20 protein-coding genes are annotated in these 20,584 nt (G+C 71.4%); 1 reads left to right on the top strand and 19 read right to left on the bottom strand.

Features of this window, described 5'->3' with window-relative positions:
* Positions 1 to 178: 178 nt before the first annotated feature.
* From ACZ7OI_RS17115 to ACZ7OI_RS17025, 19 genes are all read right to left on the bottom strand, one after another.
* A complete protein-coding gene (locus tag ACZ7OI_RS17115; protein WP_470265153.1) occupies positions 179 to 1,390 on the bottom strand; it encodes a hypothetical protein in 1,212 nt (403 codons plus the stop codon).
* 277 nt (positions 1,391 to 1,667) lie between these two features.
* Entirely contained in the window at positions 1,668 to 1,967 is a 300-nt protein-coding gene (locus tag ACZ7OI_RS17110) for a hypothetical protein (protein WP_470265152.1), read from the bottom strand.
* A 214-nt stretch (positions 1,968 to 2,181) separates the two neighbouring features.
* Positions 2,182 to 2,883, bottom strand: a complete 702-nt coding sequence (locus ACZ7OI_RS17105; protein WP_470265151.1) for a DUF3558 domain-containing protein — start codon at positions 2,881 to 2,883, stop codon at positions 2,182 to 2,184.
* The gene (locus ACZ7OI_RS17100) at positions 2,880 to 3,020 is read right to left on the bottom strand and encodes a hypothetical protein (RefSeq protein ID WP_470265150.1); all 141 of its coding nucleotides are present in this window, start codon (positions 3,018 to 3,020) and stop codon (positions 2,880 to 2,882) included. The genes ACZ7OI_RS17105 and ACZ7OI_RS17100 overlap by 4 nt, the downstream gene beginning before the upstream one ends.
* A gap of 415 nt (positions 3,021 to 3,435) precedes the next feature.
* Positions 3,436 to 4,701: a helix-turn-helix domain-containing protein gene (locus tag ACZ7OI_RS17095; protein WP_470265149.1), complete on the bottom strand. Its 1,266-nt coding sequence runs from the start codon at positions 4,699 to 4,701 to the stop codon at positions 3,436 to 3,438.
* A 453-nt stretch (positions 4,702 to 5,154) separates the two neighbouring features.
* Positions 5,155 to 5,787 (bottom strand): hypothetical protein, encoded by a 633-nt coding sequence (locus ACZ7OI_RS17090; RefSeq protein WP_470265148.1) that lies wholly within the window; start codon positions 5,785 to 5,787, stop codon positions 5,155 to 5,157.
* Between the two features lie 109 nt (positions 5,788 to 5,896).
* Positions 5,897 to 6,769: a S1 family peptidase gene (locus ACZ7OI_RS17085; protein WP_470265147.1), complete on the bottom strand. Its 873-nt coding sequence runs from the start codon at positions 6,767 to 6,769 to the stop codon at positions 5,897 to 5,899.
* 134 nt (positions 6,770 to 6,903) lie between these two features.
* Positions 6,904 to 8,208, bottom strand: coding sequence for a cytochrome P450 family protein (locus ACZ7OI_RS17080; protein WP_470265146.1), 1,305 nt, complete (start codon positions 8,206 to 8,208; stop codon positions 6,904 to 6,906).
* Positions 8,198 to 9,478: a cytochrome P450 family protein gene (locus ACZ7OI_RS17075; protein WP_470265145.1), complete on the bottom strand. Its 1,281-nt coding sequence runs from the start codon at positions 9,476 to 9,478 to the stop codon at positions 8,198 to 8,200. Before ACZ7OI_RS17075 ends, ACZ7OI_RS17080 begins: the two co-directional genes overlap by 11 nt.
* Positions 9,475 to 10,092 (bottom strand): GTP-binding protein, encoded by a 618-nt coding sequence (locus tag ACZ7OI_RS17070; RefSeq protein WP_470265144.1) that lies wholly within the window; start codon positions 10,090 to 10,092, stop codon positions 9,475 to 9,477. The genes ACZ7OI_RS17075 and ACZ7OI_RS17070 overlap by 4 nt, the downstream gene beginning before the upstream one ends.
* On the bottom strand, positions 10,073 to 10,423 hold the full coding sequence (locus tag ACZ7OI_RS17065; RefSeq protein WP_470265143.1) for a DUF742 domain-containing protein: 351 nt from the start codon (positions 10,421 to 10,423) through the stop codon (positions 10,073 to 10,075). The genes ACZ7OI_RS17070 and ACZ7OI_RS17065 overlap by 20 nt, the downstream gene beginning before the upstream one ends.
* 3 nt (positions 10,424 to 10,426) lie before the next feature.
* Positions 10,427 to 10,891: a roadblock/LC7 domain-containing protein gene (locus tag ACZ7OI_RS17060; RefSeq protein WP_470265142.1), complete on the bottom strand. Its 465-nt coding sequence runs from the start codon at positions 10,889 to 10,891 to the stop codon at positions 10,427 to 10,429.
* On the bottom strand, positions 10,888 to 12,174 hold the full coding sequence (locus ACZ7OI_RS17055) for an ATP-binding protein (RefSeq protein WP_470265180.1): 1,287 nt from the start codon (positions 12,172 to 12,174) through the stop codon (positions 10,888 to 10,890). The genes ACZ7OI_RS17060 and ACZ7OI_RS17055 overlap by 4 nt, the downstream gene beginning before the upstream one ends.
* Positions 12,175 to 12,355: 181 nt before the next feature.
* Positions 12,356 to 13,201, bottom strand: a complete 846-nt coding sequence (locus ACZ7OI_RS17050) for an SAM-dependent methyltransferase (protein WP_470265141.1) — start codon at positions 13,199 to 13,201, stop codon at positions 12,356 to 12,358.
* Positions 13,198 to 15,063, bottom strand: coding sequence for a tetratricopeptide repeat protein (locus ACZ7OI_RS17045; RefSeq protein WP_470265140.1), 1,866 nt, complete (start codon positions 15,061 to 15,063; stop codon positions 13,198 to 13,200). The genes ACZ7OI_RS17050 and ACZ7OI_RS17045 overlap by 4 nt, the downstream gene beginning before the upstream one ends.
* 62 nt (positions 15,064 to 15,125) lie before the next feature.
* Positions 15,126 to 16,088: an SAM-dependent methyltransferase gene (locus ACZ7OI_RS17040; RefSeq protein WP_470265139.1), complete on the bottom strand. Its 963-nt coding sequence runs from the start codon at positions 16,086 to 16,088 to the stop codon at positions 15,126 to 15,128.
* Between the two features lie 96 nt (positions 16,089 to 16,184).
* Entirely contained in the window at positions 16,185 to 16,598 is a 414-nt protein-coding gene (locus ACZ7OI_RS17035) for a hypothetical protein (RefSeq protein ID WP_470265138.1), read from the bottom strand.
* A 965-nt stretch (positions 16,599 to 17,563) separates the two neighbouring features.
* Positions 17,564 to 18,013, bottom strand: coding sequence for a hypothetical protein (locus ACZ7OI_RS17030; RefSeq protein WP_470265137.1), 450 nt, complete (start codon positions 18,011 to 18,013; stop codon positions 17,564 to 17,566).
* Complete coding sequence (locus ACZ7OI_RS17025; RefSeq protein ID WP_470265136.1) at positions 18,006 to 18,635, bottom strand: GPP34 family phosphoprotein; 630 nt, start codon at positions 18,633 to 18,635, stop codon at positions 18,006 to 18,008. The genes ACZ7OI_RS17030 and ACZ7OI_RS17025 overlap by 8 nt, the downstream gene beginning before the upstream one ends.
* A gap of 772 nt (positions 18,636 to 19,407) precedes the next feature.
* Here ACZ7OI_RS17025 and ACZ7OI_RS17020 point away from each other — a divergent pair.
* Complete coding sequence (locus tag ACZ7OI_RS17020; RefSeq protein ID WP_470265135.1) at positions 19,408 to 20,562, top strand: helix-turn-helix domain-containing protein; 1,155 nt, start codon at positions 19,408 to 19,410, stop codon at positions 20,560 to 20,562.
* The last annotated feature ends 22 nt before the right edge of the window (positions 20,563 to 20,584 follow it).

The raw sequence follows: 20,584 nt of genomic DNA, 5'->3' as shown, positions 1-20,584 counted from the left end.
GGGCAGGGTGAAACTCGGGGATTCGGAAGGGGATTCGGGCAGGAGGCGAGGGCACGGCATGTTCTGCGGGTCCGAGGGCGCTCGCGGGCGCCGGTCGCGCTTCTGTGCCCGCCGACGGCGGCCGATCCGGCGGGCGGTCTCGCTTCCGGCACGCGATCGGGGACCCGGGTCAGGTTCATCAGCGATGTTCCTCGCTGGGCTCGACGGTCTCCTGACCTGTTTGCCGGGCTGTGCGGAGTTGGTCGAGATCGTCGAGTGCGGCACGGATCTGCTGAGCGTTCCGCGGCGCCGGGCGGTTTTCGGCGCGGCCGAGCAAGTCGGTCAGCATCGCGCGGGCCGCCTCGAAGTCGCCGCGGCCGGCGAGGATTCCGGCCAGTGCGACGTGAGCCGCGGTGATCTGGGGGACGTCGTCGATCTCCGACATGTAGTCGGCAGCCGCCGTCAGCGCGGCCACGGCCTCGTCCTCGCGGTCCAGCAGGTACAGCATTTCGCCGCAGCGACGGCGGTTCATTTCGGCTCCGCGCCGGCTCGGCGGATCCATCTCCAGGTGCAGCGTGACGCTCCTCGCATAGTGCTCGTAGGCGCCTTCCCAGTCGCCGCGGGCGCGGGCGGCGCGGCCCCGGCGGGACTCGGCGGTGGCCAGGGTCGGCGCGTGCTGTTCCTGCACGCCGATGTCGAAGGCGGCGAGGTCGTGCTGTTCTGCGAGTTCCCGCTCGCCCAGCTCGTCGTAGACGAATGCCGCCTGCTGGTGCATCCGCGCCACGGCCACCCGGTCGCCGCATTTCTCGGCGGCGTAGAGCCCGGCGAGGCACAGGCGGAGGAAGGGTTCGTGGTCGCGGGTTTGCAGGTACAAGCCCCAGACGTCTTCGGCCAGGCGCCACAGGTCTGGGTGCCAGCAGTAGTGGAGCGCGATGCCCGCGACGCCGTCGACGATGCGCCAGTCCCGCTGCCACCACGCCATCGCCTCGCCGATCGTGGCGAAATCCTTTTCCTCCTTCTGCGGGCGGCGGTTTCCGAGCGCGGGCCGGTAAGGGTGCACGGCCGCGCTCGCGGCCTCGGTGAGGCGGCAGTACGTGAGAACGATGCTGCGCAGCAGACCTTGGCGGGACTCCTCGCCCTCGTACGCGTAGTGCTTCTCCGCGCGGCGGCGGGCGTCGGTGCAGACCAGCCCGGGTTGCGCGGCGGTTCCTTCCTCCTGGTTCAGTTCGCCGAGGAGGCCGGCCTTCACCAGTTCATCGACGCGCTCGTCGAGGAGTTTGCGTTCCCATCCCAGGGCTTCGGCGAGCGCGCCGAGCCCGATGTGCGGGCCGGGCAGGTCCGTGCAGAGCACGTGCAGCCGCTTCCCGGCGGGGCTGAGGCCCGCGACGATGTTCTCGAGGTAGTTCTCCATGGCGTCTCCCTGAGGTCGAGTCGGTCGGATTCGGTGGCGGGCTGCGGTGCGGGGGCAGCAGTCCGGGTCGGGCCCCGGCGCTGCCGCCGCGAAGGCGATGTCAGGGGACGCCTCGGCAAACCTCGGCGACGGGGCGAGGGCGACGGCGTCGATCGCGTCCAGGTGCGGCGTTCGCCGGTTCGCGTGTCTGCCGTCCGCACGCGGCCGGAGCGGCTGATCAGCACGGGAGACGCGGGCAACGGCCGGGCCGGCACGCGCGCTGGCGTCCGCCGGACAGTCACGACGCACCGGCAGGCGACGCGACGTCCACATCGGACACCGGACGGGCGATGCCGACGCTCGCGATTGCGGGCGTCGGCATCGCTCTGAACACGTCTTCCTTGAGCAATTTTCGCAGGCAGGAGGGGGCCAGCCAACCCTGGCAGGAGCGGGTCGCGTCCGGGGCGGGCGTGTGTCGGCATCCGGCTGCGAGCGCACCGGTCGCCGCCAGCGCGGCGATGAGCGCGGTCCTGCGGGTTCGCCGTTGCCGGGACCGGAGGTCGAGGCCGCCGGCGCGGTTGCGGTCGTGGGGTGTCATCGATCCTGTCGGTTCGTCGGTCGGGCGGTTGCGGGCGATGTCCGGAGCGAGACGGCCGGAGACGAGAGCGGCGCCGACGCTGCCCAGGACGCAGGCGCGGCGGCGTCGGCAGGGACCGGCGCCGGTCTGCCGGAGCACGCGGCGACGAGCGCGGCTGATCCGCCGACAGCGAGCGCGGTTCGACGTGCGCGGGCCATGGGATGATTCCCCGCAGTCAGTGCCGGAGATTGGCGAGGACGAGACCGACGATGTCCCGAGCGGACGCGCACGGGTCGTTGTCGGTCTTGCGCGCCGGCGATTGCCTGACGGCGACTTCGACGGTTTCGCGGTCGCTGGTTCCGAGCGCGACGTTGCATTCGCCTCTGCTGCCGCGCGCATCGTCCTGGCCGTAGGCGACGACGGGGTATCCGTCGACCGGCGCGAGGGGCTGGAAGAACGGGTACGCCCCGCCGTTCGCGCGGTAGATGCCCGTCAGGCCGAGGTTGTCCACGTTGGGGACGGCGACCTGCACCGTGGCGAGGGAAAGCCAGCCGCAAGACGGTCCGGCCGGCGACTTCAGGTCGGGCGCCACCCGGGCGCCGGGGCCGAGGAGATCCGCGAGCTGTGCCGAAGTCAGTGCATCGCACGGGTTGTGCTTCAACCGGGTGATGTCCAGAGGGTGCTGCACTTTCGGCACGCCCGGTCCCGGAACCGGGTCGACGGCCGCCGGGGCCCCGGGCAACGGCGCGGCGCCCTCCCCAGGGTGTCCGGAGCGCTGCGGAGCGGAGCAGGCGGCGAGCAGCGCGACGGCGAACACGACGGGCGCGACCGGGCGGCCTCGCGGACCGACGCCCCGGCCGCGGAGCGCGCGTGCGGTCGTCCGCGCCCCGGAAGCCGGGAGGCCGGGCTGTCGCTTCCGCTGATGCCCTCCGGTCATTTGCCGGTCGTCGGTGTCGTCGGCTTGAGCGTGTCGGCAGCTTTCTGAAAAGCCGGCGGCCAGGGCTTCGCCTGTGTTGTGCCGCTGTTCCGAGCCGCGTCGTCCTTGTTCACTGCGCCGGCGGGTTTGCTGCGCATGGGCGGGGTCGCTTTCCTCGTGCGGCGGCTGGATGTGCATGGGCGTCGTCCTTTCGGTCGGCGGAGGTGTGCTGGCCCCATCGGCGGGCCATCCGGGGTTCCCGGCGTGGTGTGCTCCGCGCTCGGCTCGGGCGCAGTGTTGTTCAGGGCGCTGTGCGGCGGCACGGTCGCCGGCGACGCAGCGGCGGTCTCGGTTTCTGCGGTGCGGTGGCGGTCGCGGGCGGGGCCGGAGCAGCCGGGGAGCAGAGTTGCCGCGACGGCAGCCGCGACGAGCACGAGGGCAGGTGAGGCAGAGCCTCCGACTGCGGGCGCGCGCGTGACAGGGCCGGCCGAGGAGCCGTCCGCCGACGAGCCGGGGGCACGTGTCTCGGCACCGTCCGCGACAGGTCCGGGGATCGTGGTCACAGCGTTCCTTTCAGGGCAGGGTCAAATTCGGCGGGCGGGCCGGGCGCTGTCGTCGGCGCAAGTGCTTGCGCAGCAGGCGCGCGAGTTCTGTCGAGCGTGCGTCCCCGAGCCCGGGAAGCCCGCTCCAGCGCGTCGCGGCCACCGCTGCGAGCTGGGCGACGCTGGTGAATCCTGCTTGCTTCAGGGCGTTGCGGGTCGCTGCCGGAAGAGGCGGGGCCATGTCGTCCAGCGGGGTCGCGAGGCCGGACAGCGGCGTGAGGCGCAGGCGCGCCGGGCAGTCGGGCTCGGCGACGGCGCTGCGCAGCTGTGCGGCGAAGGCGCTGGGCCCGAGGATCAGCACCTCCGCGCGGCGTGCGGCGACGACGGTGGCCGTGTCGGCGGTCCCGGCGCTGGTGTCGCTGCGGCTGAGGGCGAGGAAATGGAGTCCGCCGCGGATGCCGACGGCGGTCTGTTCGAGCGCGCTCTCGAGGTTGTCGGTCCGCCACAGCGCTGCCTGGCTGCCGAGGCGACGGGCGGTGATCGACACCGTGTCGTCGGCGGGAAGCGCGCGCGGGTTCCGGTCGGCGAGGGTGTCGAGTGCGCGCAGCCGCGCGACGAGGTCGCCGGACCGCAGCCCGCACAGCTCGGCCATGGGCGCGAACGCGCCCGGCGCCAGGTGGACCTCCAGGGAATGACCGGGCCGGCGGAGCAGGCTGTCGGCCCAGCGGGCCGCCGGGGCCAGGGCGAGGTCGTCGCAGGCAGCGAGAACTGGCAGCTCCACCCGCAGGCGGCCGGGTTCCCGGCCGAGGATCCGCCGGTCGACGCTGTCGAGGACCTCCTGCAGCGGGACGTCCATCGCGACGCACAGTTCGACCAGCCGGTGCGCGGTGGCCTGGCGGATGCCCAGTTCGTAGCTGGCGAGCGTCTGCAGGGACACCTCGCACGTCAGACGGCCGAGCAGATCCTGGCGCGTCCACCCCTTGCGTTTGCGGCGCTTGCGCAGCTCGTCCCCGAGAACCCGGTTGTACAGGTCGGCATCCTCGGCCAGCGGGGCCAGGAAGCCGGGCCGGTCCCCGAGCAATGCCGCTGTCTCGTCCTCGTCGCCGACCGGTGCGGCGGGGCACGCGTCCGTCTCGCCGGTCGCGCGGCCCGGGTGCTCGCGCCGCACCGGCGCGGGCTCGGCTGGTTCGTCCGGGCCGGGAGAAGGGGACGCGTGCAGCGCGTCGGTTCCCAGCGCGCGGAATCCGTGCAGGAGCTCCGGGGGTGTCGGCAGCCGAGAGTGCTCGCCTGCGGTCATTGTGGTCCTTGCAGAGTCGTCGGGAACGGGACGGGAACAGGCAGCGGACCGGGACCTCACGGCCCCGCCCCGGCCAGCGCGGGTTCTCGCCGTGCCGCGTGCGCCGCCCCCCGGCGGGGGCGCGTCGCGGGGGTCGGGCGCGATTCGCTCCGCGGAGCGCGGCGGGTGCCGGGCCGGGTCGCGGGCATCAGGTTTGCCTTTCGACGTGTGCGGCGGTAACGCGGCCGGTCTTCGGATCGGGTCCAGAAGGTCCGGGCACAGCGATTCGGCGGCGCACGCGGGTGTCGTCGGCCGTCGGTGCGCGATGTCCGGCTCGGGCGAAGCCCGGATCAGACCCGCGATCGGGGATGCCGCGCGCGAGACGGCGCAGGAAGCGCAGACGCGGCCCTGCTGCTGCGGCGGCGGGGGGAGCGCAGGCGGACAGCCCTGATCCGGGAGGCACGTGGGGCCTGGTCATCGGCAGCCGAGGGAATCGAGGATGCGGCGGGTTTCGGCGTCGGCCGGGACGATGCCGTGGTCGGGCGGTTCGCTGCTGTCGTCGAAAGGCGGGCGGGGGTTGATCCGGGCGAACCGGATCTCTGGCCCGTGCTCCGGCTGGAGCGTGATGGTGTCGAGCTCGTATATCATCAGCAGCACGGCGTTTTCGTCGTAGGCGGTGCCTTTGAGGCAGCCGTCGAAGTACGCGCCGATGTGGGTGCCCTCGTCGTGCCCGCGCTGCGGGAATCCGAGGGCGAGGAGACAGAGCGCGGGCAGCAACGGGATGAGGCTGTGCGCGAAAGCCGAGTTCGCGTCGATGCCCGGGCCGAGCCAGATCGCGAGCACCGTTCCGGCCGCGCCGCCGAGGCTCGCCGCGACGTAGGCCACCAGGAAAGGGTCCGCGCTGCTCGGAGTGAGCGCGACCGCGCCGAGGACGGACCAGCCGGCCGACCCCGCGGCGGTGATCCACTGGCCGGTGTCGAAACGGCCGTCCGTCTTGTCGCGGAGGCCGCGGCAGAAGGAACGGAGCCGGCCCGCGCGGTCGCTCGTCGGCGCGGTGCGGCCGGTGAGGCGGCGCGCGACCGCGGTCCAGGTGCTGCGGAAGGACATTGCGTGTGACCTCGTTGAGGTGAAGGGGCGTTCGTGGCGATCGGGAGGGAGCAGCGGGGCGGAAGGCGGCGGGCCGGGGCCGCCGGTGTGCGGTCCCGGCCCGCCTGTGTCAGCCGGCCAGCGCGAAATCGTGTCGCGCAGGGCCGTGGGTCGCGGCCGGTGCGGGGATTCGCCCGCGGGCCACGTCGAACATCCAGGCCCGGAAAGCCGCCGCGCTGGTGTACACGGTGGGTGCTTCGCCGGGGAGCGGCTTCGCTGCGCGGCTGCACCAGCCGACCAGGACCGGCACGCCGTCCTTGTCGACGACGACGGCGGGACCGCCGGAGTCGCCGGGGCCGGGACCGTCGGTGCCGTGCGGGTTGTCGGTGCAGATCTCGCCGCTGGTCTGGCCCGCGTCGGCGCACTTCCACGCCGGAATCACCCGCGTGTCGAGCTGCTGCAACTGCGTGGGCAGCGGCCCGGATCCGTCGGGATTCCACACGCCCCAGCCGTAAAGCCGGATTCCCGTTCCGGGACGGGCCTCGCGTGCGGCGATCCTGATCGGCTGGATGTCGACCGGGTGCTCGAGCTTCAGCATCACGGTGTCGTCCATCGGATCGCTCCCGTATTTCCACCCGGGGTAGACCGCGATCACCGGCACGTCCAGCGTTTCGCCGCCCTGGGTGCGGTCCTTCGACCCGAGCCGGACAGTGAACTGCTTGTCCGCGACGGGAATCGGTTCCTGAGCGCCCGGCTCGTCGGTGACGCAGTGCGCGGCCGTGACCACCCACTGCGCGAACACCAACGCCCCGGTGCAGGTGTGGTGGTCGACGACGTTGTGCTTGACCGCGGTGTAGCGGACCGAGGCGACGTAGCCGGTGTCGCCGGTGGCCTGGGTGCCGCCGACGATGTGCGGCTGCACAGCGGCCGAGGCCGTGCTCGCCCCGCACAGCGCGGACAGGGCGAACGCGACGCCAGCGAGCGCCGCGGTGATTCTCTTCATGGTTTCCTTTCTGTCTGCAATGGACATTTCTGTATCCCTCTGCGGAAGGGGTTGCGCCGCAGAGGAAATCGAGACCGGCGGCCGCGCCCGTGCCAGGACTGGGCGCGGCTGCGCCGGACGCGGGGACGCGCCCGTCACCGCCGCGCGGGCGGGCTGTCCAGTCGCACGGGCAGGCGGGCGACCGAGTTCGCGAACAGGGACTCCAGCGGGGGCAGGGATCCGGGGTCGTGGGCCAGGGCCAGGCGCGGGAACCGGCGGAACAAAGCACGCAGGGCGACGGCGCCTTGCAGGCGTGCGAGGTGCGCGCCGAGGCACAGGTGCGGGCCGCCGCCGAAGGCGAGGTGTTTGGCTTGTGTGCGGCGGATGTCGAAGGCATCGGCGTCGGGGCGGTGGCGGTCGGTGTCGCGGCCGGCACTGCTGTATCCGGCGAGGACGAGGTCGCCGGCGGGGATGACAATGCCGGCGATCGTGATGTCGCGCAGGGGGTAGCGGCCGGGGAAGTTCCCGACGGGGGCGTTGTGGCGCAGCGATTCCTCGACGACCCGGCTCCAGACGTCCGCGCCGCCGTCGCACGCCGCGCGCCGTTGTGCGGGATCGCTGAGCAGGGACAGCGTCGCGTTCGTGAGAAGGCTCGCGGTCGTCTCGGATCCGGCGGTGAGCAGCAGCCACAGGGTGTCGATGAGTTCGTCGTCCGACAAAGCCGTCGCGTCCTCGTCGTCGGGCCGATCGTCCGGCAGTTCGTCCGTGTCCGCGGCGGTGTTGCAGAGTTCGATCAGCGCGGTGGTCAGGTCCTCGCCGGGTTCGTTGCGGCGCAGGGTGACGAGCCTGCGCAGGAGGCCGTGGCGGGCGTCCTGGATGTCTGCGGCTTCGCCTGCGGTGAGGGTGCTGTCGAAGAGTCGCTGGACCAGACGCGCGAGGGGCTCCCACCAGGCGCGGGGGACGCCGACGAGATCGCAGATGACGGTCAGCGGGACCTGGTCGGCGAAATGCGCGCGCAGGTCCACGACGCCGTCGGGGTCGGCGTGGCGGGGGAGGGCGTCGAGCAGTTCGGCGACGACCTCTTCGACGCGGTGGCGCATGGCGTCGACGCGGCCGGGGGTGAAGACCTTGGCGACCGGGCGGCGCAGCCTGCGGTGGTCGTCGCCGTCGGCGTAGACCATGTTGTCCACCTTGAACATGCCCAGCAGCGGCCAGTCGGCGGGGACGCTGCCGTCGGCGAACGCGGCCCAGTTCCGCCAGTCCTTGCTGACCTCGGGGTGGGTGAGCAGTTCGGCGATCGCGTCGTGGCGGGTGATCAGCCAGGCGGGCACGCCGCCGGGCAGCACGACGCGCACGACGGGGCCGGCGGCGCGCAGCCGGGCGGCTTCGCCGGCGCGGTCGGCGGCGGTGGGGTCGAGCGGGAACGGGCCGGGCGCGGCCGGGCGGGTGTCACGCGGCATGACCGGACTCCTTCTGGCGGTCGGCGGTGCGGGTGGCGAGGACGGGCAGGTGCGCGGGGCCGCGGGTCCACGGGGAGGGCTGCAGAGTGATGCGGCGGGGCTCGATCGCGAGGCGGGCGTCGGGCAGCTGGTGCAGGGCGGTTTCGACGGCGGTGCGGGCGATGAGCCGTCCGGCGCGCTGGGCGGGGCAGGCGTGGTGCCCGACGCCCCAGGCGAGATGGGCGCGGTTGCCGGGCACGGGCCAGTCTTGTCCGTCGCGGCGGATCTGCGGGTCGGCGTTGGCGGCGGCGAACGCGAGGATCAGCGGGTCGCCTTTCGCGATGTGCCGTCCGCCGAGGACGGTGTCGCACAAGGCGTAGCGGGCGGGCATGTTGCACATCGGCGGGTCGAGCCACAGGACTTCGTCGAGGGCCTCGTCGAGGCCGAGGCGTCCGCCGCGCAGCCGGGCGGCGAAGCGGGGGTCGCTGAGCAGGATGCGCAGGGTGTGCCCGATCCACACGGTGGTGGTCTCCCACCCGGCCGACATCATCAGCACCATCGACTGGACGATCTCGGCGTCGTCGCACAGGTTCGGGTGCGACAGGAACGCGGTGGTGAGATCGTCCTCGCCGGGGCGGGCACGGTGCGCGGCGAGGACGCGGGCGAGGATGTCCTCGAGTTCTTCGTTGCCTGCCTGGGAGTCGTCGCCGGACCCGAACAGGGCGATCAGGCAACGCTGCAGGTCGTCGGACAGGCCGGGGTCGATGCCGAACAGCCCGGCGACGGTGAGCATCGGGACCTGCGCGGCGTAGCCGGCGACCAGGTCGGCTTCGCCGCCGTCCGGGAGCCGGGCGAGGAGCCGTTCGCAGGTGGCGCGCACGATGTGGGCCATCCGGGGTTCGGACAGCCCGGCGAGCCCGTGCACGAGCGGGGCGCGCAGCCGCGCATGCCTTTCGCCGTCGGCGAAATACGCATTGTCGCGGGGGGCCATCATCGGCGCGAGTCCGGAGTCGGCGGGGACGCGGCCTTCGGCGAACTGCCGCCAGCAGGCCGGGTTGCGGGCGAAGCGCACGTCGTCGCGGCAGACGGTGCGGATGTGTTCGTAGCCCATCACCAGCCAGGCGGGCACGCCGTCGGCGAGAGCGACCGGGGCGATCGGAAGACCGTCCCAGCGGGCCCGCAGCGCGGCGTAGGCGGCCTGCGGATCGACGCAGACGGTGGTGTCGGTCAGCGGCTGCAAACCGGTGACCTGGTCGAGCGGAACCTTGGGCGGGGTGAGCGGGTCGGTCATCGGGCGGATGCCTCCAGAGAGTCGTGGCGGGCGAGGGCGTGGGCGACGACCCGGCACAGGGCAGCGATCGAGGAGCGGCGGTCGCGGGCGTCGCAGTGCATGAGCGGGGTCCGCGGGTTCAGGTCGAGCGCGGCGCGGATTTCGTCGTTGTCGTAGACGGGGGCGTCGGGGAAGTCGTTGACGGCGACGACATAGGGCAGGCCGCGGTCGTCGAGGTGGTCCAGCACGGTGAAGCAGGCGTCGAGGCGGCGGACGTCGACCAGTACCACCGCGCCGATCGCGCCCAGGACCAGGTCGTCCCACATCGCCCGGAACCGGTCCTGGCCCGGCAGTCCGAACAGGTAGAGCACGATCCGGGCCTCGGGCAGGGTGATGCGGCCGAAGTCCAGCGCGACGGTCGTGGTCGTTTTCGCCTCGACGCCCTCCAGCGGGTCGAGGGCCGCGCTGTCGGCGGTGAGGGGTTCCTCGGTGCGCAGTGGCGCGATCTCGCTGACGGCGCCGACCATGGTGGTCTTGCCGACGGCGAAAGGCCCGGCGACGAGGATCTTCGCCGTGCTCGTGACGTCGCGGGACAGGTGGATGTCCTCGTCGGGTTCAGAGCTTCTGGAGGCCACGCAGCACCTGTCTCATCAACTCGTGGTCGGGCGTGTCGGCCTGTGCCTGTGCGTGCACGTCCAGCAGGCGCTCGTCGAGGAGGTCGCTGACGAGCACGCGCGCGACGGCGATCGGGATCCGCTGCCGGGCCGCGGCCTCGGCCAGCGACAGCGGGCGGCGCAGATCGGCCAGCAGCGCCCGTTTCTCGCTGACCGACCCGGTGTCGGCACATCCGGCCTCGGTCGCGCACAGCACCGTGTCCGGCAGCACCCGGACGTGGGTCGGGCGGGTCCGTCCGCCGGTCATCACATAGGTCGCCACCGGCCGGGCGGGAGCACCGTCGTCGCGCACCGCTCAGCCTCGTGCGGAGATGAACCAGGCGGCGTCGCCGGGCCGGGCGACGCGCTCGGCCATCGCACTGCCGATCAGTTTCAGGTTGACGCGGGTGGTGGTCACCACCGCAAGACAGGCGGTCAGCGTGACGTCGTCGCCGAGCGCGGCGCTGCGGACGAACATGTAGTGCCCGGCGCTGGCGCACATGCCGTGGTCGAACGCCTCGCCGGGTGCGCACACGTCCATCAGGACCCGGGACACGGAGAGATGGCTGCTGGCGGCGGCCGCGAACGTTTCCGCCGCCGTGGTCCCGATGTCCCCGCGGTGCTCGCGCACCAGGCCGTCGCTGGTGAACACGACGGCGAAGCGGACCTCGGGCAGGTCGACGAGGTCGCCGAGCAGCCAGGCGTCCTCACGGTCCGCGGTGTCGGAGACGGTGACGGTCGCGGAGGCAGTGTCGTGGTCGGTTGCAGAGGCGTCGGTCATGGCTGGTCCTCGGTGATCGGAGCGGGGCTGGCGGAGTGAGGGGACAGCGTGGGGCCGAGGTAGTCGGCCAAGGCCTGGCCGGCCTCCTCGGGCGTCTGCGCACGGGCCGGGGCAGGCGTCGTCGCCGGTGCGGCGGGCAGCTGCGCGGCGGCGTGCCGGTTGCGTTTCGGCAGGCCGCTCGGCGTAGTCGGCGCCACCGGGTTCTCCGAGGCCGCGGCGGGAGACTCCGGCCATCGGGGTGCGGGTTCGTGGCGCGGTCGGGGCGGTGCGGGCCGGTCGCATTCAGCGGCCGAGGCGAGCAGGTGGCGGGGGATCGTCACCCCGGCCGCGATGCCGCCGTGGACGGAACGGCCGAGGCGCACGGTGATGCCGTGCTCGCCGGCGAGACGGCCGACGACGGCCAGCCCGGTCTGGGGCGGCGTCCCGAGATCGGGCAGGCCGACGGGGACCCGGCCGGAGGCGCGGTCGTCGGCCCAGCGCAGCCGGTCCTCGCCGAGCCCGTTGCCGTCGTCGCAGATCTCGATCGCGTACCCGCAGTCGACCGGGGTGATCGTCACCGGCACCGGCGAGGACGGGGGCGAGGCTTGGGCCGCGTTGGCCAGCAGCGCGGCGACGATGTGGATGACCGGTTCGGCCGCGTGCGCGACGACGGCGGTGTCGCAGGTGTCCGGGCCGGTGATGCGCTCGTATGCCTCGGTGCGTCCCTTCGCGGACCGCACGACGTCGGCCAGCGACAGGGGGTGTTGCCATTGCTGGCCCAGCCATCCCTCCAGCAGCACCGCCAGCGATTGCGTGCGGTGCGCCTGCTGGGCGCTCAGGTGTGCGATCCGGTACGCGATCTCCACGCGGGCGGCGTCGTCGAGATCGGCCGCGAGCGAGTCCTCGGCGAGCTTCTGGATGCGGTGGGCCGCGTTCTGCCAGCTTGTCGCCAGTGCCAGTGCGCCTTCGCGGGAGGCGTCCGCCCGGTCGCGCACGTCGTCCAGCAGACGTGCCACCAGCCCGGCTGTCGCAGCGGCGGAGGGGAAATCGCCCAGGTAGGGCGGCGGCTCGCCGTGCGCGTAGGCCTTCAGCTGCGCGATCACCGCGTCGGCGAGGGCGGCGTCGGAGCCGGCCCGGCACTCGGTTTCCGCGTCGGTCTGGCACATCGCGTCGACCTGGCTGCGCAGCCGGATCAGTTCTTCGCGCGTCCGGCGGGCCATCGCGGGAGACACCACGGGGGCGAGCCAGAACAGGGCGCGTGCGGCACGGCCGGCCAGGCCGCGGGCTGTTGTCGGAGTCTGCATGGTCACCTGATCTGTCAATTGACGGGAATTGCTGCTGGGCAAGGGTTGTCGAATGCGGGGAGGGGCCGGGAACGGTTGCCGCCCGCCGGCCGGAACTTGGTGCTTGCCAGAGGAGCTCGGCCGTTGCGGCGTCGTGCGGTCCGTCGCTTCCCGGCCGTCCAATCCCGGAAGCGTTGTGCGGTCAGGGTTTCCGGGCGACTCCGACCGCCACGATCCGTTGCGCGACCGTCGGCTCGCCCAGCAGCGGGCCGTCCGGCCACCATTCGACCACCGGCACGACTTCCGCCGGCTTGTTCGGTCCGCTCGGGATCAGCTCCATGTCGTGGAACAGTTCCTTGATCTCGGCGCGGGTGCGGGACGAGACGTCTTTCATCGAGCCGTTGTGGACGGACTCGACGATGCCCTGCACCGCCTCGTCGTCCTCGGAACCGTCGTGGGCGTCGAGCAGGTGCGAGATCGCCACGTACGAACCGGACGGGAGCCGGTCGATGAATTCCTTCGTCACCTTGCCCGGGACCTCGCGGTCGCCGGTCTGGTGGTGCAGGGCGAGCAGGAACAGCACCGCGATCGGCTGGTCCCAGTCGAGGTGCTCGTTGACCGTCGGGTGGTCGAGAATGCTCGGCGGGTCGAAGAAATCCGCGAGGACGAATTCGGTGAACTCGTTGTCCAGCAGCCGCGCGCGTACGTTCGCGGCAACCACCGGGTCGTAGTCGACGTAGACGACCTTCGCGTCCGAGTCCGCTCGCTGCACGATCTGGTGCACGTTGTCCATAAAGGGCAAGCCGCATCCGCAGTCGATAAACTGCCGGACGCCCGCCCGCTCCGCAAGGAACCGGCAAATCCTTGTCATCAGGTGCCGGTTGACCCGCGCCGTTTCCGCGATGTCCGGCATCACCCGGGCGGCTTCCCGGGCGACTTGGCGGTCGATCCCGTAATGGTCCTTGCCGCCCAGCAGATAGTCGTACACGCGGGCCGCGCTCGACTGGTTCGGGTTCACCCCGGGCGGCGCATTGACGCGGTCGGTCATGACGCGTCGCTGCCCGGTGTGGGTTCCGTGCCGTCCGCGCCGCAGGGTTCGAGCGCGGCGAGGGCGGCGCGGACCTGGCTCTCGGAATGGGGCGACCTCAGCTGCTGCACGCTCGCGAGCGCCACGGTCAGTTCGTCGCGGGCTTGCTCGCGCTCGCCTCGCCGGGCGTGGACCTGGGCCAGCGCGATGGTCACCTCGGCGTACTGGGCGGGGTCGTCCTCGGTCAGGAAGACAGGGCCCGCTTTGCCCAGCCAGCGCAGCGCGTCGTCGTCGCGCCCCAGCCTGATCAGGACTTCCGCCATGCGCCGCCAGGCCAGAGCAGCGCCGCGCCGACGGCCGATGTCGTCGTGTTTCTTGGCGCTGGCCTCGTACAGCGGCAGCGAGCCCTCGAGGTCCCCGCTGTCGCGGACGGCGCGGGCCTTGCGCGAGAGCGCGGTGGCCTGCGTGGGGCCGTGCTGCTCGCGTTCGCCGATCTCGGCCGCCGCCGCGCGGTGGGCGGCGGCCTCCGCCGTCCACCCGGATTCGAGGCAGAGGAATTCGAGCTGGTGGTGCATCAGCGCTTCGACGACGGGCCGGTTGCACTGCCGGGCGGCGCGCAGGCCGGCGGTGAACAGCAGCACGCACCGTTCGTAGTCCCGGTAGTGCAGGAAGAAACCCCAGGCCGCCTCGGCGATCGGCCACACGTCCTCGTGCCAGCCCTGTTTGGCGGCGGCGCCGGCAACGGCGTGGAGGACGTCCTGGTCCCGGAGCCACCAGTCGAGCGCGTCCGCGCGGTCGGCGAAAAAGGTTTGCGCGGCGGCGGGTTCGGCCGCGTGCAGCGGGCGGTGCGAGTGGATGAGCGCGCTCGCGGCGACGGCTTTGTCGCGGTGCCAGTCGCCGTAGCGGCGCAGGAGGTGAACGCGGCCGGCGTCGGCGCGTTCCTGTGCGTGCTGGCGGACGAGATCGTGCTGGGTGACGGTGTCGCCGTCCGTCTGCACCAGGTTCGCTTCGGACAGTTCGTCCACGGCGTCGTCCAGGATCGCGGGCTTGACGTTGAGGGTGTAGGCGAGCGCGTCCAACGCGACATGCGGTCCGGGCAGGTCGGCGCACGTCAGGTGGGCCAGCTTCGCCAGGTCGCCGACGGCGGCGTAGGAGTCATCGAGAGCGTCGTGCACGGTTCCTCTGATCGTTCGGTTCTGCAGGCGGATGACGTCCCGGCGCGCGTCGCGTTCGGGACGCGCGCGCAATCTCGCCCCGGTGAGGACGAGCATCAATGGCAGCCCGGCGCATGCGGCGGCCAGCGCGTCCGCGACGTCCCGGGGCCTGTCGCGGCCGGTGTAACGGGCGAGCAGTTCGAGGGCGGAGGTGTCGGGCAACGGTGCGAGCGGGAGGATCTCCGCGTCGTGCTCGGCGAGACCGGTCAGCTGGGATCTGCTCGTGACGAGCACGAACGCGCGCGGGCTCGACGGCATTACGGCCCGGACGTCGGCGCTGTGGGCGACATCGTCCAGCAGGACCGCGAAATCGCAATCCGCGGTCCGTGACCGGAACTCCGCCGCGCGATGCGGCAGCGCGGCGGGGATCTCGGGTCCCGCGAGACCGGTCGCGAGGAGGAATCCGTGCAGCACCCCGCTGGCGGAGAGGGCGGGCTCGTTCTCGCGCGCGGAGACCCGGGCGTAGAGGATCCCGTGCGGGAACGCCTCGCGGTGGGTGTAGAGCCAGTGCAACGCCAGCGCTGTCTTGCCGATCCCGCCGATGCCGGTGAGCACCGCGACCCGCGGAGCCTGACCGGAGGTCCGCCGCAGCTCGGTCAGCAGCCGCAGTTCCGTCTCGCGCCCGATCAACGCAGCCGGCCCCGGCGGCAGCTGAACCGGCGCGGACACGCGCCGCACGCTCACAGCGGAGCCGTCGCGCCCCCGGGCGACGGCACGCGCCGCACGGCGGTTCACGCTCGCCCCGCCGATCCGCTCGCGGACCGGCCCGTGGTCTCGGCGACGAGGCCCAGGCACAGCAGTTCGGCCTGGCTGCCCTGGACCCGCTGTGGGTTGTTCCACTCGACGGCGGGAGCGATTGGGTCGAGCGGGTGGATCGTGTCGCCGAAGATGCGGCCGAGGTCGTCTGCGGTGCGCAGCGCTCGCGGGGGCCGGTGATCGCCTTTGTACTGTCGGCAGACGTCCCGCATCTGCTGTTCCAGCACTCGGTCTTCCGGCCGGTCCGGGTCGAGACTGTCGACACTGGCATGCGTGGCGATCACCAACGACTGAGCCGGAAGCCACGCGAGATAGGACCGCACTACGGCGGTGGCCGTCGCGGCGTCGTCGATCGCGTCCAGCATGCCGGCGAGGACCAGGCAGACCCGACTCTCGGTGTTCAGCAGGCCCCGGGTCGCCTCGTCACGCAGGACCGTTCGGGGGAGACGGAAGGTCCCGTCCGCGACCCGGACTTCGGGACGCTCCGCGGCGAGGACTCGCCAGTACGCCTTGACAACCTCGTCGTCGACGGCGCCGACCACCGCCGCTCCGGCCCCGGAAGCGACGACAGCGTCGACAACCGGGTTGCGCTCAGGAAACATGTCCCCGACGAACACGAGCTTGTTGATGCCCTTGTCCTGCAACGCAAACTCGGCGGCTCGGCCCAAGAACTCGTGCTCGGCCCAGTAAACGTCAGCCAGGTCGGGCATGATCCCCTTCACCAGGAGCGACCACCACTCCCGCTCCAGGGAGTACGAGTACTCGCCTCCCATAAGGACTTCCCGGATGCGGGCCCGGCTCGCACAGCACAGATCGGCGTCCGGCGGCTCCCATCCGTCCGCGTCCGCATTCAGCGCGGCGTACGCGGCGAGAAGGGCCACCGCCGGATCTTTCCCGGCAGGGTCGGGCGGCGGCGCGGGTGGCGGGGTCGAGGTCATCAGACAGGAACACTTTCTGGCGGAGGGGAAACAGACGAATTGCGACGGGAAACGCCGGGGCGGAGGGAAAGGACGGGGCCGTTCGAGGGCGAGTCCTCAGGCGCTGCTGCCAGGGGGCCGGAGTGTGTCGCCGATTTTGTCGACACGCTCCGTGACGGCCCGGTCCATGGCATCGCGGTCGACGTCGGCGGTCGCGACCACCAGCAGAAACGCCAGCGCTCCGGCGTTGTCGCCGGCACTGATGGCGCGCACGGAGACGCTGGTCTGGGCCGGCGGGCCGAACACCAGAGCGGGCGGAGTGACCCAGCCGGCTTCGGAGAACAGGTCCGCCGAGAGCCGGAGGAGGCCGGCCAAGGCTGCGGCCGCTTCTTGCTGGACTGCGTTGAGCTCGGCGGTGGCGGCCAGAACAGCGCCGTCGCCGTCGGTCACGACGGCGAGCAGAAGTTCGGGAACGTCGACAAGACCGTCCAGCATCCAGGCGTGTTCGCCGGTGACAGGTCGATCAGCCATTGCAGTTTCCTCACGTTGACGTAGCCCGTGCTCGGGGCCGGAGACACGAGGCCGGGGGACCGGCCGACTAATCGCGTGCCGCGCGGGTGCTTCCGAGGAACGGCGGTTCTGTCGTGTCGACCCGTCCGTCAGCGATTCGGTCCGGGCCGGACTGCCGTCGCTCAGCGCGGCGACATCACGCCGCTGTGGCGCGACTTTCGGGCCTGGGGAGGCGGGAGTCTCGTCGTACCATCGCACGCAGACCGGACGCCGCCCGTCACGCAGAACTCCTGAACTGCTCTGGCCACAGTGGACCGATCTGTCTCGGACCGGACGGGCTGGGGGAAGAAGCGTTCCCGCGAGACTGCGGTACCGCACCGGGGAGCTGTCGTCCGCGCCGCCCGCTGGGTAGACCTCGCGGCCGTCCTCGTGCCAGGCCAACAGTCCGACATCGACGCCTCGCCCTCCGGCCCGGAGAAACGGCGCACCCACCGAGGTGCCCTCGTACAACACGAAGCACACCCCCGCGTCGTCCCTGGAGGCGCGGCTCGCCTTGTCGAGAGAGCGCAGCACCCGGGCGGCCGAGGTCCGGGCCACGTTGATCGTGAACGGCGCGTCACCGCGAGCGGGTGCCGTCTGCGCGAAGGTCGTGCTCATCAATTCGCTTCCTGAACAAGGTCAATGCGGTGTCGCGTCGGCGTTCTGGGTCCCGAGTCGCGTGGACGGGCGTAAAGGGAGTTCGGAAACATCGACGTGACCGGAGGGCTCTTGACCGCGTGTGGTCGGGCTGCAACGCCGGAGACTCGGAGTGAGAGGGCGAGCCAGACGGAAATTGCGGGCTTGGCGGATGTTCGGTGGTGTTCGACCGCTGTCGCCGAGTGACGTCGTCAGCGGGAGACAAGCGGTCGCACTAGGGCCACGGAGAAGGACGTGACGAGCGTTGACCGGAAACTCCGGTTCACGGAATTCGCCTGCGGCCGTGTCGCTCAGTGTGGGACCGGTGGCCCGGCCGGCGGGGGAGGAGGTCGCTCGAGGTTGCCGGGGCTGTCCATGCCCTCGCTGATCATGGTTGACCAGTCGGCTATGAGGCGGTCGATGGCCTGCCCGTCGACGTCGGCTCCAGTCTCCACCAGCAGGCACCACGCGGGGCGTTCCTCGTTGCCAGGTCTGGCGCTGCGCAGAAATGTGCGGTGACGGGACGGCACGCCGCGCAGTTCGGCGGGTGCGTCGGGGCCGAACTTGGACACCAGTTCCGGATCCCGTCGGAATTGGCCGTGGCAGGTGGCCGCGTACGCGGCCGCTGCGGGTTGGCCGATCCCGTCCCAGGCCTGGAGAATGCCGTCGCTGGTGAACACGATGGCGAACGTGCACCCAGGGATGCCGACGAGGTCGGAGAGCACGCGGACGCTGTCGTCAGTTGAGGGAAGATCAGTCATCGCGGTTCCCCGATACGTTCTTTGCCTGAGAGCCGAAGTCGCGAGATGTCGGCGTTGTGTCCCGCGGGTCGTGTCCTGAATGGACTGGTTCGCCGGGACGGTGCCTCGCGCGTCGATTGCGGATGAGGCTGCGGTCGAGCGCTTCCAGCAGGGTGCGCAGCGCGCCCGGCGGTCGTGCCAGGTCGAGCCGCTCCACAATCTGGGGCGCGAGGTCGAGAATCAGCCCTTCGGGTTGCAATCGCCGGAGGCCGTGCCACAGGATGACCTCGTCTATCGGCACGTGACTCCCGTCAACCACCGCGGATACGAGGCGACGACGGGCCCACGTCGTCGTCGCAGTCTCGGTCAGGACGAACTGGGCTTCCCGGCGCAGCAGCGTGGCCGGTTTGCGCTCGGCTAGGCCGTCGTGGATCAGCCGCTGCCACACCAGATTCGCAGCCCGGGATCCGCAAGCGAGATGCTCTAGCAGCACGCCGCAGGGCTCGTGGTCACGATCCACCTTCAGCAGTTGGAGAATTGCCCGGGACGCGAGGTCGTCCGCGTCGGCCCGGCGACGCGCGGTGACTCGCCCGTCGCTGGTGACGCGGACGTGGCTGCGCAGGTGGAGTTCGCCGATGAGCATGAACCCGACCACGCAGGCGACCTGGCGATCATCGCGCGCCAGGGGACGCCCTGCGTCGTGGAAGGTAGCGGTGAGGACCAAATCCGCCAGACGGCCCGAGTCCGGACGCCCGACCCCTTGCATCGCACCGGGCCGTGGCCGCCTGCGGTCGGGACGACCGCCCGGCCGTACAGAGTTCCTGGTCTGCATCTGACACCGGCTCATGAGCAGGTCCGGTTCGCGGGACCGGGTCGCAGAACCCAGGGCCTCCTGGAAAGCAGCCGACCACTGCAAGCTGGATCTTCCCGAACTCGCCAGCCATGCGGCCGCGCCGCTCGAATGCGGTTCAGTTCGGTGCGACGCCGCCCCGCTTCAGCACAGTCCTTTCGCAGCGACCGGTATGGCAACGAAACTCTTTCGTGGCGCAGAACGCGGCCCGGCCGCGTGGTGCAGTATCGGGTGCTCGTGCCGCACGCACGTGGCGCGCCGGTCGAACCCGGTTGCGGATCGAACACCGTGAGCACCTCTCCCGCTTGCTTCAAATATGTGGCTGTCCGGAACCAGCGACGGGTCCCGTTTCCCGGCGCGGCAGCTGTGTCGGTGCCACGCTGGGGTCATCGGAGTCAGCCGTCGAAACACCTGGCTGGCCTGCCGGAGATGACAATGCCGCTCCGCCGGATCCAGGACCAGGCAAAACCCCCGGGAAGAAACCGGCAAGAAACCGGCAAGGTGAGTTGCGCTTGTAATCTTTACCTGCGGTAATGTCGCGTATCCGAGGCGTGGGGAGGCGGCCGTGGAAGACAACGAATCGGAGATGGCTCACGCGCGCGCGAAAGCGGGCCTGACCCAAGAGGATCTCGCCCGCTTGCTGTCGGCGGATGTGAAGAGCGTCAGGAACTGGGAATCGGGCCGCAACAAACCGCAGCCCGGGCGGCGTCACGAGCTTGCCGAGCATCTGAGCGTTTCGCTGGCGGAACTCGAGGAACTCATCCGCAGGACAGCCGCCTCGAGAACCGCTCCGAGGCCGAAGCCGCCTGGTTCCCGTGCCGGCCACTCGCAAGCCGGTCAGCTCGCGGCGGAAACGCTGGCCCTGGAAACCGCCTACGACGAAGCACCGTCCACGAACCTGCTCGGCCGCGCCACCAGGCATCTCGCGACTGTCGTCGTCGCGCGAGACGCGGCCTCTGCTACGGATGCTCGTCGCGAGCTGTACTCGATCGAAGCGGATACGGCAACGTTGATGGGACAACTGCTGTGGGACGCTTCTCAGCGTCGCGACTCCGCGACCTCACGAGGCTACTTCGACCAGGCGATCCACGCAGCGGGCCAAAGCGGCAACATCGAGGCGGAAGCACATGCCACGCTGCGGAACAGCTATCTGCATCTCTACAGCTTTGAGAAAGATCCCGACGCCGGCTGTGCGCTGGCACAGCGCGCAGCCACGCTCGCCCAGCCCGTCAGCCCGGGATTGTGCGGGCTGGCGCTCCTGCACGTCGCCGAGGCGAACGCGATGCGCCAAGAGCGACGTGCGTGCGAGTCGGCGCTGGACGCGGCTCAATGGCAGCTGAGCCAGGTAAACTGTGCTGGGGCCGGCGGCGAGTACCTTTCGGAGTCCAAGATCGATCGCATGGCCGGTTCGTGTTACGTGTTCCTCGGCCTGCGTGAGCCTGCGGAAGGGCATCTGGTCGCAGCGGCCGACGCATTGGCGTCGAAAAGGAAATCCCAGTCCATCGTTTTCGGGAACCTCGCGCTCGCCAGGGTGCGCGCGGGCGAGATCGAAGGGGCAGTCGACGCCCTGAACAAGGCGATCGATACGTTGGAGGTCACCCGAGGGGGCGGCGGCCTCAACGTCGCGTTCAGCGTAGGGCGAGAGCTGCGACCCTGGCGTCGGGAATCCTCCGTCGCGGCGGCGGGCGAACGGCTGTTCGCCCTCATGGCTGGCAGCTAGCCGCCAGGCCCGCGCGGTACAA

Source organism: Amycolatopsis sp. NPDC114503 (assembly GCF_055633655.1).
This window is presented reverse-complemented; position numbering and strand designations above follow the sequence as displayed.

What these genes read in the sequence shown, in the direction of transcription:
- ACZ7OI_RS17115 (WP_470265153.1), bottom strand. Translation starts at nt 1,390, where the DNA reads ATGGAGAACTACCTCGAGAACATCGTCGCGGGCCTCAGCCCCGCCGGG.
- ACZ7OI_RS17110 (WP_470265152.1), bottom strand. Translation starts at nt 1,967, where the DNA reads ATGACACCCCACGACCGCAACCGCGCCGGCGGCCTCGACCTCCGGTCC.
- ACZ7OI_RS17105 (WP_470265151.1), bottom strand. Translation starts at nt 2,883, where the DNA reads ATGACCGGAGGGCATCAGCGGAAGCGACAGCCCGGCCTCCCGGCTTCC.
- ACZ7OI_RS17100 (WP_470265150.1), bottom strand. Translation starts at nt 3,020, where the DNA reads ATGCGCAGCAAACCCGCCGGCGCAGTGAACAAGGACGACGCGGCTCGG.
- ACZ7OI_RS17095 (WP_470265149.1), bottom strand. Translation starts at nt 4,701, where the DNA reads ATGACCGCAGGCGAGCACTCTCGGCTGCCGACACCCCCGGAGCTCCTG.
- ACZ7OI_RS17090 (WP_470265148.1), bottom strand. Translation starts at nt 5,787, where the DNA reads ATGTCCTTCCGCAGCACCTGGACCGCGGTCGCGCGCCGCCTCACCGGC.
- ACZ7OI_RS17085 (WP_470265147.1), bottom strand. Translation starts at nt 6,769, where the DNA reads ATGAAGAGAATCACCGCGGCGCTCGCTGGCGTCGCGTTCGCCCTGTCC.
- ACZ7OI_RS17080 (WP_470265146.1), bottom strand. Translation starts at nt 8,208, where the DNA reads ATGCCGCGTGACACCCGCCCGGCCGCGCCCGGCCCGTTCCCGCTCGAC.
- ACZ7OI_RS17075 (WP_470265145.1), bottom strand. Translation starts at nt 9,478, where the DNA reads ATGACCGACCCGCTCACCCCGCCCAAGGTTCCGCTCGACCAGGTCACC.
- ACZ7OI_RS17060 (WP_470265142.1), bottom strand. Translation starts at nt 10,891, where the DNA reads ATGACCGACGCCTCTGCAACCGACCACGACACTGCCTCCGCGACCGTC.
- ACZ7OI_RS17055 (WP_470265180.1), bottom strand. Translation starts at nt 12,174, where the DNA reads ATGCAGACTCCGACAACAGCCCGCGGCCTGGCCGGCCGTGCCGCACGC.
- ACZ7OI_RS17050 (WP_470265141.1), bottom strand. Translation starts at nt 13,201, where the DNA reads ATGACCGACCGCGTCAATGCGCCGCCCGGGGTGAACCCGAACCAGTCG.
- ACZ7OI_RS17040 (WP_470265139.1), bottom strand. Translation starts at nt 16,088, where the DNA reads ATGACCTCGACCCCGCCACCCGCGCCGCCGCCCGACCCTGCCGGGAAA.
- ACZ7OI_RS17035 (WP_470265138.1), bottom strand. Translation starts at nt 16,598, where the DNA reads ATGGCTGATCGACCTGTCACCGGCGAACACGCCTGGATGCTGGACGGT.
- ACZ7OI_RS17030 (WP_470265137.1), bottom strand. Translation starts at nt 18,013, where the DNA reads ATGACTGATCTTCCCTCAACTGACGACAGCGTCCGCGTGCTCTCCGAC.
- ACZ7OI_RS17025 (WP_470265136.1), bottom strand. Translation starts at nt 18,635, where the DNA reads ATGCTCATCGGCGAACTCCACCTGCGCAGCCACGTCCGCGTCACCAGC.